This window comes from Citrobacter farmeri (genome assembly GCF_019048065.1).
Lineage (GTDB): Bacteria > Pseudomonadota > Gammaproteobacteria > Enterobacterales > Enterobacteriaceae > Citrobacter_A > Citrobacter_A farmeri.
The window spans coordinates 4,234,242-4,246,292 of record NZ_CP077291.1 but is presented as its reverse complement, the minus strand read 5'-3'; the positions used below and the strand labels follow the sequence as shown (position 1 = coordinate 4,246,292).

The following is a 12,051-nucleotide window of genomic DNA, read 5'->3' as shown; positions in this document are numbered from 1 at the left end:
CCCAAGGAGGCCCCATGAAAAGCTGCAAATCACCCGATCCCAATCCGATTAAACCGCGGGAGATATTACCGCCCGGTGCGTGTGATGCACATTGCCATGTTTTTGGTCCTGGTAGCATCTTCCCTTACGGGCCGAACCGAAAATACACCCCGGAAGATGCGCCGTTCGAAAAGCTGATGGCGCTGCATGACTGGCTGGGTATCAGCCGGGCCGTGATTGTCCAGGCCAGTTGCCATGGTACTGATAACCGCGCGATGCTGGATGCTATCGCCCGAAGTGAAGGACGTTATCTCGGCGTTGCCATGGTCAATGGCGATGAAAGTGATGCCGAACTGGAGCGGCTCCATACTGGTGGGGTGCGAGGGGTTCGTTTTAACTTCGTTCAGCACCTTGGTGGGGCCCCCGATCTCCCTCGTTTTTTCTCGGTTCTGCACCGTGTTAAAGACCTGGGCTGGCATGTCGTGCTGCATCTGGACGCGCAGGATATCGTTACCTATTCCGACGTGATTAGCAAAATTGATATCCCGTTCATTATCGATCACATGGGGCGCGCAAAAACCGCATCAGGTCTTGAGCAAAAGCCCTTCCAGCAGTTACTGCATCTCATGCGAGACAATCCGTTTGCATGGGTGAAAGTCAGCGGCTCGGAGCGTATATCTGCCGGTGTGCGACCGTTCAATGATGCCATTCCTTTTGCCCGCGCATTGATTGAAACCGCTCCGGATCGGGTGCTATGGGGAACCGACTGGCCCCATCCCAATATCAGTAACGACATGCCTAACGACGGTGAACTGGTCAATCTGATGCTGGATTTCTGTGAGGATGAGCACATGCGCCGCAAACTGCTTGTCGAAAACCCCGTCCGTCTCTATGGATTTGCGCCTGTGGAAGCATAAGCTCGACCTGAGGCCTTTGACTTTTTATACGGATTGAGTGTTCAGAGGTTACTGAAGCCACATCGAAATGTGGAGGTGAATAAAATGACTAGTAAACCATTTTATAAAGAACTTTATTTTCAGGTAATAGTAGGGATTGTGATTGGTGTGTCTCTTGGCTATTTCTTTCCGGATCTGGCAGTGGAAATGAAGCCATTAGGTGATGGTTTTATTAAGTTGATAGCAATGATCATTGGCCCGATCATTTTTTGTACCGTCGTCACCGGCATTGCCGGGATGCGCGATATGAAAGAGCTGGGCCGGGTGGGTGGTAAGGCATTGATCTATTTTGCGGTCATGTCGATTGTCGCCTTAATTATCGGTCTGATTGGCGGTCATATTATCCAGCCTGGCGCCGGATTTAATGTTGAGCTTTCCACTCTGGATACCTCAGCGATAAACAAATATACCGAGAGCGCCAAAAATGTGAACGTGGTGACTTTCGTGATGAATATTATCCCATCAACCTTTGTTAGCGCCTTCTCTACGGGTAATGTGCTGGCAATTCTGATGGTATCTATTCTGTTTGGTTATTCTTTGTCAGCCATCGGTGATAAAGGGCGTCCGGTATTTCAGTTTGTTGAAAGTGCGTCCCGCGTCTTTTTCCATAATGTGCATCTGATCTCCAAACTGTCGTCAATTGGAGCATTTGGTGCCATTGCGTATACCATCGGCGCCTATGGACTTGCGTCATTGATTCCGCTGGTCAAAATGGTCTTCGGCTTCTATCTGCTGCTGATTATTTTTGTGATAGTCATTTATGGTGCTGTCGCCAGCGTCTGCCGTTTCAGCCTGTTTGCTTATCTCCGGTATATCAAAGAAGAACTGTTGATCATTCTGGGGACGGGCTCTTCATCGGTCGTCTTGCCTCACCTGATGGAAAAAGTAGAGCGAATGGGATGCCCAAAACCGGTGGTGGCGCTGGTCGTACCGTCAGGATATTCGTTCAATCTTAATGGTACCAACCTGTATATGACGATGGCCATCCTGTTTATCGCGCAGGCGACGAATACGGAGCTTTCCTTCTCCAGCCAGATGATCTTGATCCTTGTCGCGATGTTGACCTCGAAAGGCGCAGCAGGCGTAACGGGAGCGGCATTTGTCATGTTAACCAGTACCCTGATTGTTTTGCCCGTCGTGCCTGTCGCGGGGATGGTTCTTATTCTGGGTATCCATCGTTTTGTCGGAACCGGACTGGCGATTGTCAACCTGATCGGCAACGGTATTGCCGCCATCGTGGTGTCTGCATGGGACGGCGTTCTTGATAAAGAACAAATGCGTCAGACGCTTACTACACAGTCAAAAAATACAGCGGTGGAATATCGCTCTGAGACACTCAAATAAAAGGAGGAAATAGTATGAGCAATGGATTCAGAGTCTTTACTCAGCGTCGTCTTCCGGACCCGGAGCTGATTGCTGCATTTAAAGCCATCCCGACAGCGAATATTGCCGACTGCATGGGAAGACTCAGCGCAATGAACAGTACTATCCGTCGACTGTCTTTGCCATGTAAAGACAACATGGTTGGCGTGGCATTGACAGTGAAAGTCCGTGCTGGTGATAACTTAATGATTCATAAGGCATTAAATATCCTTACACCTGGCGATGTGCTGGTCGTCTCCAATGATGGCGGTAATAGCCAGGCATTGATGGGGGAAATCATGATTACGTATGCCCACACGCGCAAGGCTTGCGGGATCGTTCTGGATGGCCCTGTCCGTGATTTGTACAGTATTCAGGCGATGGAATTTCCGGTTTACGCGACGGGAAGTACACCTGCGGGACCCTTTAAGGACGGACCGGGGGAGATTAATGTGCCGATATCCTGCGGCGGTATGTCAGTCATGCCGGGAGATGTCATTGTTGGCGATGGTGATGGCGTTATTGTCATTGCCCGACAGGATGCGCAAGCACTTCTGGCAGAAGCTGAAAAATATCAGTTGTTTGACAGTAAAAAACTGCTGGCAACCCGAGCGGGTAATGCTGACCGCAGTTGGGTGGATAGGGAGCTTGCCAATAAGCAATGTGAAATTATTGAAGATATCTGGCATTAGTGGTTATTGCTGTAAAGGAAACGTCTCCTTATAGAATAAAGATTAATACGTCTGCTCGTTTAAGAACGTGAGTCAATAGCGTTATTGATGTTATCTGGCAACGGTTTCATTACGGCTGCGTATTTCCCCTGCAACCAATTCAGAAATTGGGATTTTTTAAAATAAATATCACAGGGTAATATTATGAAAAGGAATATTGTATTAAGCCTCTTTTTATTCTCGACAGCATTTTCTTCAACTGCGCTCATGCTTGATTTCAGGCATGAGTATCTCGACGACAATAAAGTTCACCGCGACAGGATTCAGGTTTCGCATCGGTTTGCGAATGGTGTGGGATTCTTTGTTGAAGGGAAATTTAAATCGGGTGGAGATTCAACGGATAAACCGTTCTCAGATATTGTCGATAACGGTAGTGAATATTCGCTCAACTACACGTACAAATTGACCCCGGTGATCGATTTACAGCCTGGGGTAGAATTCGAAACGACATCATCTAAAACAATCTATAAACCGTACTTACGTGGCTGGTATAACTTTGATTCGGGGTTATATCTTTCCGCACGTTATCGTTATGAGTATGCGCGGGATACCAGCGCGGGCAAAGATGATGAACATATTAACCGTGGTGATATCTGGCTGGGATATCGGTGGAACACGCTCACCTTTGAAACCAATTACGTCTATAAGCACAGCGACGCAATCAAGTATGATAATAAGAAAGAGGATTATGAATATAATGGGCGGATTGCATGGAAAGCCTCTGCGCAATGGACGCCTTATGTCGAGGTGGGAAATGTTTCGGTATCTCCGCTACGAGACGATCGCGAAAGTCGATATCGCTTAGGGTTGCAATATACATTCTGATGTCGGTGACACGACCCAAAAAAAGGCCGCTTTCGCGGCCTTTTTAGATTTTCAACCCATTACTTCGCTTTGTTTTCCAGGTTTTCGACCTGGGGCAAGCCTGTTGTCGAAGAGGCTGAAAGCAGGCCAGACTGCGCATAACCAAACAGCTTCTCGCGGGTATCGGTGATATCCAGGTTACGCATGGTCAATTGCCCAATACGATCGTCTGGTGAGAACACGGAGTCACCTTTTTCCATGGTCAGACGTTCTGGCTTATAGGTCAGGTTGTCGGACACGGTATTCAGGATCGAGTAGTCGTTGCCGCGGCGTAACTCAAGAGTCACTTCACCGGTAATCTGGCTGGCGACCCAACGCTGCAGCCCATCACGCAGCATCAGTGCCTGAGAGTCGAACCAACGGCCCTGATACAGCAGGCGACCCAGTTGGCGACCGTGAGCGTGATACTGCTCAATGGTATCTTCGTTGTGAATACCCGTCAGCAGACGCTCATAGGCGATATGCAGCAACGCCATTCCCGGGGCTTCGTAAATGCCACGGCTTTTGGCTTCAATGATACGGTTTTCAATCTGGTCACTCATCCCCAGACCGTGACGTCCGCCGATACGGTTCGCTTCCAGCATCATTTCCACATCGTCACTGAACGTTTTACCATTCAGCGCGACCGGGTGGCCCTGTTCGAAACGAACGGTGACTTCTTCCGCCGCGATCTTCACATTCTCATCCCAGAACTTCACGCCCATGATCGGATTGACTATTTTGACGCTGGAGTTCAGGAATTCGAGGTCTTTAGCTTCGTGCGTTGCGCCGAGCATGTTGGAGTCCGTGGAGTAGGCTTTTTCGACGGACATTTTGTAGTCGAATCCACAGGCGATCATAAACTCGGACATCTCGTGGCGACCGCCCAGTTCATCAATAAAGTCGGTATCCAGCCATGGTTTGTAAATCTGTAGTTCGGCGTTGGTCAGCAAACCATAGCGATAGAAACGCTCGATGTCGTTTCCTTTATAGGTGCTGCCGTCACCCCAGATATTGACGCCGTCTTCTTTCATCGCCGCAACCAGCATAGTGCCGGTGACCGCACGGCCCAGCGGCGTGGTATTGAAATAGGTGAGCCCGCCAGTCGTGTTATGGAATGCACCGCACTGAATCGCGGCGATGCCTTCAGTAACAAGCTGTTTACGGCAGTCGATCAGGCGAGCGTTCTCTGCACCGTATTCCATTGCGCGACGGGGGATCTCATCATAGTCCTCCTCGTCTGGTTGACCCAGGTTCGCAGTATATGCATATGGGACAGCCCCTTTTTGTCGCATCCACAGCAGCGCCGCGCTGGTGTCCAAACCGCCGGAAAAAGCGATACCAATACGTTGACCTACCGGGAGATGCTTGAGAATCGTCGTCATAAAATAAAACCCTGCTTGATAGACTGATGGTGAGATCGGCTTTCTTCTTTCAATGCATGTTTATGCAAAATAAATGAGTTTTCATTTAATCATCTTTTTACGGAGACAGGAAGAGTTTCGTGTTTTTTTCCACAAATAACGCAGATGACGACGCATCAGGTTATGTTGTTAACAAGGTTGACACAATGGGGAGTTAATCAATATAATACGCGCAGATTTTACGTCCCGTCCTCGGTACCAAATCCCAACAGTATTTGCATCTTTTACCCAAAACGAGTAAAATTTGCCACGTTTCAGGCGCGGGGTGGAGCAGCCTGGTAGCTCGTCGGGCTCATAACCCGAAGGTCGTCGGTTCAAATCCGGCCCCCGCAACCACTTTCCCTTAGAGTTCTTTTTCAAATATACTGTGAAGACTATGGCCTTCGTAGCTGGATTTGAAAAAAATTCTTTCGGAAGGTTCTCCAGACCGCAGTTGCGGTTATAGGGTTCAGTTATCTAAAGCCCCGATTTATCGGGGTTTTTTGTTATCTGACTACAGAATAACTGGGCTTTAGGCCCTTTTTTTATGTCTTGGGGGTGGGCTTGTCCACATTAGAGCAAAAATTAACAGAGATGATTACAGCACCAGTTGAAGCCTTAGGTTATGAGCTGGTCGGCATCGAATTTATTCGCGGTCGCACATCCACACTGCGCATCTATATTGATAGTGAAGATGGCATCAATGTTGATGATTGTGCTGATGTGAGCCATCAGGTGAGCGCAGTACTGGACGTCGAAGATCCTATTACTGTGGCTTACAACCTGGAAGTCTCCTCACCGGGTCTCGACCGCCCAATGTTCACTGCTGAACACTATGTGCGTTTCCTGGGTGAAGAAGTTTCGCTGGTACTCCGCATGGCGGTACAGAACCGCCGTAAATGGCAGGGCGTTATCAAAGCGGTAGATGGTGAAATGATCACTGTCACAGTCGAAGGAAAAGATGAAGTGTTCGCGCTGAGTAATATCCAGAAGGCGAACCTGGTTCCCCACTTTTAACAGTCTGGATGAGGTGAAAAGCCCGCGATGAACAAAGAAATTTTGGCTGTTGTTGAAGCCGTATCCAATGAGAAAGCGCTGCCACGCGAGAAAATTTTTGAAGCGTTGGAAAGTGCGCTGGCTACAGCGACAAAGAAAAAATATGAACAAGAGATTGACGTTCGCGTAGAAATCGATCGTAAAAGCGGTGATTTTGACACCTTCCGTCGCTGGGTGATCGTTGAAGAAGTGACCCAGCCGACGAAAGAAATCACGCTGGAAGCCGCACGTTTTGAAGATGAAAGCCTGAACCTGGGCGATTACGTTGAAGATCAGATTGAATCTGTGACCTTTGACCGTATCACTACCCAGACGGCAAAACAGGTTATCGTGCAGAAGGTTCGTGAAGCTGAACGCGCGATGGTTGTCGATCAGTTCCGTGAACACGAAGGTGAAATCATCACTGGCGTGGTGAAGAAAGTGAATCGCGACAACATCTCTCTGGATCTGGGCAGCAATGCTGAAGCTGTGATCCTGCGTGAAGATATGCTGCCGCGTGAAAACTTCCGCCCTGGTGACCGTATCCGTGGCGTTCTCTACTCTGTTCGTCCGGAAGCGCGCGGTGCGCAACTGTTCGTCACCCGTTCTAAACCGGAAATGCTGATCGAACTGTTCCGCATTGAAGTGCCGGAAATTGGCGAAGAAGTCATTGAAATTAAAGCCGCTGCTCGTGATCCTGGTTCTCGTGCGAAAATCGCGGTGAAAACCAACGACAAGCGAATCGACCCGGTCGGTGCGTGTGTTGGTATGCGCGGCGCGCGCGTGCAGGCGGTCTCGACCGAACTGGGCGGTGAGCGCATCGATATCGTCCTGTGGGATGACAACCCGGCGCAGTTCGTGATTAACGCTATGGCGCCTGCTGACGTTGCGTCTATCGTGGTGGATGAAGATAAGCACACCATGGATATCGCCGTTGAAGCCGGTAACCTGGCGCAAGCAATTGGACGTAATGGTCAGAACGTCCGCCTGGCTTCGCAATTAAGCGGCTGGGAACTCAACGTGATGACCGTTGATGACCTCCAGGCTAAACATCAGGCTGAAGCCCATGCCGCGATCGATACCTTCACCAAATATCTCGATATTGATGAAGAGTTCGCCACAGTTCTGGTTGAAGAAGGGTTCGCAACCCTGGAAGAACTGGCCTATGTGCCAATGAAAGAGCTGCTGGAAATCGACGGCCTTGATGAGCCAACCGTTGAAGCACTGCGCGAGCGTGCTAAAAACGCACTGACCACTCTGGCACTGGCCCAGGAAGAAAGCCTCGGTGATAACAAACCGGCTGACGATCTGCTGAATCTGGAAGGATTAGATCGCGATATGGCATTCAAACTGGCTGCCCGTGGTGTTTGTACGCTGGAAGATCTCGCCGAACAGGGCATTGATGATCTGGCTGATATCGAAGGGTTGACCGACGAAAAAGCCGGTGAGCTGATTATGGCTGCCCGTAATATTTGCTGGTTCGGCGACGAAGCGTAATAAACTGTAGCAGGAAGGAACAGCATGACAGATGTAACCGTAAAAACGCTGGCCGCAGAGATACAGACCTCCGTGGATCGCCTGGTACAGCAATTTGCTGATGCCGGTATCCCGAAGTCTGCTGATGACTCTGTGTCCGCGCAAGAAAAACAGACTTTACTGGCGCACCTGAACCGTGAAAATGGTTCTGGCCCGGATAAGCTGACGCTGCAGCGTAAAACGCGTAGCACCCTGAACATTCCAGGTACCGGTGGAAAAAGCAAATCGGTACAAATCGAAGTCCGCAAGAAGCGCACCTTTGTGAAACGTGATCCGCAAGAGGCCGAACGCCTTGCTGCGGAAGAGCAAGCGCAGCGTGAAGCGGAAGAGCAAGCCCGTCGTGAGGCAGAAGAAATGGCCAAACGCGAGGCGCAACAAAAAGCTGACCGTGAGGCCGCAGAACAAGCTAAGCGTGACGCCGCTGATAAAGCGAAACGTGAAGCTGCGGAAAAAGACAAAGTGAGCAATCAACAGACTGACGATATGACCAAAACCGCCCAGGCCGAGAAAGCCCGCCGTGAGAATGAAGCTGCAGAGCTGAAGCGTAAAGCGGAAGAAGAAGCACGTCGCAAGCTTGAAGAAGAAGCGCGCCGCGTTGCGGAAGAAGCTCGCCGTATGGCGGAAGAGAACGCAGGCGTGTGGGCCGAGCAGGAAAAAGTGGAAGAAGATAAGAGCGATTATCACGTCACCACTTCTCAGCACGCTCGCCAGGCCGAAGACGAAAACGATCGTGAAGTGGAAGGCGGCCGTGGCCGTGGCCGCAACACGAAAGCGGCGCGTCCGGCGAAGAAAGGCAACAAGCACGCTGAATCTAAAGCCGACCGTGAAGAAGCACGTGCTGCGGTTCGCGGTGGTAAAGGTGGCAAACAGCGTAAAGGTTCCGCACTACAGCAGGGCTTCCAGAAGCCAGCGCAGGCGGTTAACCGTGACGTTGTGATTGGCGAAACCATCACCGTTGGCGATCTGGCGAACAAGATGGCGGTTAAAGGCTCTCAGGTCATCAAAGCGATGATGAAGCTGGGCGCAATGGCGACCATCAACCAGGTGATCGACCAGGAAACCGCACAACTGGTTGCCGAAGAGATGGGCCACAAAGTCATCCTGCGTCGTGAGAACGAGCTGGAAGAAGCGGTAATGAGCGACCGTGACACAGGTGCTGCGGCTGAACCGCGCGCACCGGTCGTGACCATCATGGGTCACGTTGACCACGGTAAAACGTCTCTGCTGGACTACATTCGTTCAACGAAAGTGGCCTCTGGTGAAGCGGGCGGCATTACCCAGCACATCGGTGCTTACCATGTTGAAACCGACAACGGTATGATCACCTTCCTGGACACCCCGGGTCACGCCGCGTTTACCTCTATGCGTGCTCGTGGTGCGCAGGCAACGGATATCGTGGTTCTGGTTGTTGCAGCAGACGACGGCGTGATGCCGCAGACCATCGAAGCTATCCAGCACGCGAAAGCGGCGGGTGTGCCGGTTGTGGTTGCAGTGAACAAAATCGATAAGCCGGAAGCCGATCCGGATCGCGTTAAAAACGAGCTGTCCCAGTACGGCATCCTGCCGGAAGAGTGGGGCGGTGAGAGCCAGTTCGTGCACGTGTCTGCAAAAGCAGGTACCGGTATCGACGACCTGCTGGATGCAATCCTGCTGCAGGCCGAAGTTCTGGAACTGAAAGCCGTACGTAAAGGGATGGCAAGCGGTGCGGTCATCGAATCCTTCCTGGATAAAGGTCGTGGCCCGGTTGCCACCGTACTGGTGCGTGAAGGCACGCTGCATAAAGGCGACATCGTACTGTGCGGCTTCGAATACGGTCGCGTTCGTGCGATGCGTAACGAACTGGGTCAGGAAGTGCTGGAAGCGGGTCCGTCCATTCCGGTGGAAATCCTGGGTCTGTCCGGTGTTCCGGCAGCCGGTGACGAAGTGACCGTGGTACGTGACGAGAAGAAAGCACGTGAAGTTGCACTGTATCGTCAGGGCAAATTCCGTGAAGTGAAACTGGCACGTCAGCAGAAATCTAAACTCGAGAACATGTTCGCCAACATGACCGAAGGCGAAGTTCACGAAGTGAACATCGTGCTGAAGGCCGACGTTCAGGGTTCTGTGGAAGCGATCTCCGACTCCTTGCTGAAACTGTCTACTGACGAAGTGAAAGTGAAGATCATCGGTTCTGGTGTCGGTGGTATCACCGAAACCGACGCGACCCTGGCTGCGGCGTCCAACGCAATTCTGGTTGGCTTCAACGTTCGTGCGGATGCCTCTGCACGTAAAGTGATTGAATCTGAAAGCCTGGATCTGCGTTACTACTCCGTCATCTATAACCTGATCGACGAAGTGAAAGCGGCGATGAGCGGTATGCTGTCTCCGGAACTGAAACAGCAGATCATCGGTCTGGCTGAAGTACGTGATGTGTTTAAATCGCCGAAATTTGGTGCCATCGCGGGCTGTATGGTTACCGAAGGGACGATTAAGCGTCACAACCCAATCCGCGTACTGCGTGACAACGTGGTTATCTATGAAGGCGAGCTGGAATCCCTGCGCCGCTTCAAAGATGACGTTAACGAAGTCCGTAACGGTATGGAATGTGGTATCGGCGTGAAGAACTACAACGACGTTCGCGTTGGCGATATGATCGAAGTGTTCGAGATCATCGAGATTCAGCGTACCATCGCATAATCTTCGTATGCCCGGTGGCACTGCGTTTACCGGGCCTACGTCCGGGTTGTAGGTCTGATAAGCGAAGCGTCATCAGGCTTCAAAGCGCCACCCGGCAATAATTTTTAAAAGGGGCTTAGGGCCCCTTTTTTGTCTGGAGAATTTATTATGGCGAAAGAATTTGGTCGCCCGCAGCGCGTGGGACAGGAGATGCAAAAAGAGATCGCAATCATCCTGCAGCGCGAAATTAAAGACCCGCGTCTGGGCATGATGACCACCGTTTCGGGTGTCGAAATGTCACGCGATCTGGCGTATGCCAAAGTGTATGTCACCTTCCTGAATGACAAAGATGAAAACGCGATCAAAGCGGGCATCAAAGCGTTACAGGAAGCGTCTGGCTTCATCCGAAGCCTGCTGGGTAAAGCGATGCGTCTGCGTATCGTGCCGGAACTGACCTTCTTCTACGATAACTCGCTGGTGGAAGGGATGCGCATGTCCAACCTGGTGACCAACGTGGTTAAACATGATGAAGAACGTCGTGTAAACCCGGACGACAGCAAGGAGGACTAATGAGTCGTCCTCGTCGTCGTGGTCGCGACATTCACGGTGTCCTGCTGCTGGATAAGCCGCAGGGCATGTCCAGCAATGACGTACTGCAAAAAGTGAAACGCATCTATAACGCCAACCGCGCCGGGCATACCGGGGCGCTGGATCCGTTAGCGACGGGTATGCTGCCGATCTGCCTCGGGGAAGCGACCAAGTTTTCGCAGTATCTGTTGGATTCCGATAAGCGTTATCGGGTGATTGCCCGTCTGGGGCAGCGTACAGACACCTCCGATGCCGATGGGCAAATCGTGCAGGAGCGCCCGGTCACCTTCACCCCTGAACAGTTGGCTGCCGCGCTGGATACTTTCCGCGGCGATATTGAGCAGGTGCCGTCGATGTATTCGGCGCTAAAGTATCAGGGTAAAAAACTGTACGAATACGCGCGTCAGGGCATTGACGTGCCGCGCGAAGCCCGACCAATTACCGTTTACGAGCTGCTGTTCATCCGCCATGAAGGAGATGAGCTGGAGCTGGAAGTTCACTGCTCGAAAGGCACTTATATTCGCACCATTATTGACGATTTAGGTGAGAAGCTGGGATGTGGCGCCCATGTGATCTTCCTTCGTCGTCTGACGGTTAGCAAATATCCGGTGGATCGTATGGTCACGCTGGAACATCTGCGTGAATTGGTCGAACAGGCGGAACAACAGGGGATACCAGCAGCACAGTTGCTTGATCCGCTGCTGATGCCAATGGACAGTCCGGCTTCGGACTATCCCATTGTTAATTTGCCGTTAACCTCTTCAGTTTACTTCAAAAACGGTAACCCAGTTCGCACGAACGGCGCACCGCTGGAGGGACTGGTTCGTGTTACGGAAGGTGATGATGGTAAATTTATCGGTATGGGCGAGATCGACGACGAAGGTCGCGTAGCGCCTCGCCGATTAGTGGTGGAGTATCCGGCGTAGCGCGGGTTCGTCTTGCGATAAGAAGGCGCTACGAGTA

Annotated in this window: 10 protein-coding genes and 1 tRNA gene; 10 read left to right on the top strand and 1 reads right to left on the bottom strand. The window is 51.3% G+C overall.

Annotated features, from left to right (window positions below; translation table 11 throughout):
• Positions 1 to 14: 14 nt before the first annotated feature.
• The 4 genes from I6L53_RS19960 to I6L53_RS19945 all read left to right on the top strand — a co-directional run bounded on the left by I6L53_RS19960 (position 15) and on the right by I6L53_RS19945 (position 3,853).
• Positions 15 to 896, top strand: coding sequence for an amidohydrolase family protein (locus I6L53_RS19960; RefSeq protein WP_042325102.1), 882 nt, complete (start codon positions 15 to 17; stop codon positions 894 to 896).
• 84 nt (positions 897 to 980) lie between these two features.
• Positions 981 to 2,279: a C4-dicarboxylate transporter DctA gene (gene dctA / locus I6L53_RS19955; protein WP_042325104.1), complete on the top strand. Its 1,299-nt coding sequence runs from the start codon at positions 981 to 983 to the stop codon at positions 2,277 to 2,279.
• Positions 2,280 to 2,293: 14 nt separating this feature from the next.
• Positions 2,294 to 2,989 (top strand): RraA family protein, encoded by a 696-nt coding sequence (locus tag I6L53_RS19950; protein WP_042325105.1) that lies wholly within the window; start codon positions 2,294 to 2,296, stop codon positions 2,987 to 2,989.
• 183 nt (positions 2,990 to 3,172) lie between these two features.
• The gene (locus tag I6L53_RS19945) at positions 3,173 to 3,853 is read left to right on the top strand and encodes an oligogalacturonate-specific porin KdgM family protein (protein WP_042325107.1); all 681 of its coding nucleotides are present in this window, start codon (positions 3,173 to 3,175) and stop codon (positions 3,851 to 3,853) included.
• Between the two features lie 59 nt (positions 3,854 to 3,912).
• Here the strand turns inward: I6L53_RS19945 and argG are convergent, their stop codons facing one another.
• Positions 3,913 to 5,256: an argininosuccinate synthase gene (argG, locus tag I6L53_RS19940; protein ID WP_042325110.1), complete on the bottom strand. Its 1,344-nt coding sequence runs from the start codon at positions 5,254 to 5,256 to the stop codon at positions 3,913 to 3,915.
• Between the two features lie 298 nt (positions 5,257 to 5,554).
• On the opposite strand from argG, the gene I6L53_RS19935 reads away from it, so the two are divergent.
• The 6 genes from I6L53_RS19935 (at position 5,555) to truB (ending at position 12,014) form a co-directional block, all read left to right on the top strand.
• Positions 5,555 to 5,631, top strand: a tRNA-Met gene (locus tag I6L53_RS19935).
• 207 nt (positions 5,632 to 5,838) lie between these two features.
• Positions 5,839 to 6,291: a ribosome maturation factor RimP gene (gene rimP, locus I6L53_RS19930; protein WP_043001756.1), complete on the top strand. Its 453-nt coding sequence runs from the start codon at positions 5,839 to 5,841 to the stop codon at positions 6,289 to 6,291.
• A gap of 27 nt (positions 6,292 to 6,318) precedes the next feature.
• Positions 6,319 to 7,806: a transcription termination factor NusA gene (nusA, locus tag I6L53_RS19925; protein WP_042325113.1), complete on the top strand. Its 1,488-nt coding sequence runs from the start codon at positions 6,319 to 6,321 to the stop codon at positions 7,804 to 7,806.
• Between the two features lie 24 nt (positions 7,807 to 7,830).
• On the top strand, positions 7,831 to 10,521 hold the full coding sequence (infB, locus tag I6L53_RS19920) for a translation initiation factor IF-2 (protein ID WP_042325114.1): 2,691 nt from the start codon (positions 7,831 to 7,833) through the stop codon (positions 10,519 to 10,521).
• A 147-nt stretch (positions 10,522 to 10,668) separates the two neighbouring features.
• Positions 10,669 to 11,070: a 30S ribosome-binding factor RbfA gene (gene rbfA / locus I6L53_RS19915; protein WP_042325117.1), complete on the top strand. Its 402-nt coding sequence runs from the start codon at positions 10,669 to 10,671 to the stop codon at positions 11,068 to 11,070.
• On the top strand, positions 11,070 to 12,014 hold the full coding sequence (gene truB, locus I6L53_RS19910; protein WP_042325118.1) for a tRNA pseudouridine(55) synthase TruB: 945 nt from the start codon (positions 11,070 to 11,072) through the stop codon (positions 12,012 to 12,014). The genes rbfA and truB overlap by 1 nt, the downstream gene beginning before the upstream one ends.
• The last annotated feature ends 37 nt before the right edge of the window (positions 12,015 to 12,051 follow it).

Bases quoted from the DNA above. Each gene is read 5' to 3' on its own strand.
- truB (WP_042325118.1), top strand. From the start codon at position 11,070: ATGAGTCGTCCTCGTCGTCGTGGTCGCGACATTCACGGTGTCCTGCTG.
- rbfA (WP_042325117.1), top strand. From the start codon at position 10,669: ATGGCGAAAGAATTTGGTCGCCCGCAGCGCGTGGGACAGGAGATGCAA.
- infB (WP_042325114.1), top strand. From the start codon at position 7,831: ATGACAGATGTAACCGTAAAAACGCTGGCCGCAGAGATACAGACCTCC.
- I6L53_RS19950 (WP_042325105.1), top strand. From the start codon at position 2,294: ATGAGCAATGGATTCAGAGTCTTTACTCAGCGTCGTCTTCCGGACCCG.
- dctA (WP_042325104.1), top strand. From the start codon at position 981: ATGACTAGTAAACCATTTTATAAAGAACTTTATTTTCAGGTAATAGTA.
- argG (WP_042325110.1), bottom strand. From the start codon at position 5,256: ATGACGACGATTCTCAAGCATCTCCCGGTAGGTCAACGTATTGGTATC.
- nusA (WP_042325113.1), top strand. From the start codon at position 6,319: ATGAACAAAGAAATTTTGGCTGTTGTTGAAGCCGTATCCAATGAGAAA.
- I6L53_RS19945 (WP_042325107.1), top strand. From the start codon at position 3,173: ATGAAAAGGAATATTGTATTAAGCCTCTTTTTATTCTCGACAGCATTT.
- I6L53_RS19960 (WP_042325102.1), top strand. From the start codon at position 15: ATGAAAAGCTGCAAATCACCCGATCCCAATCCGATTAAACCGCGGGAG.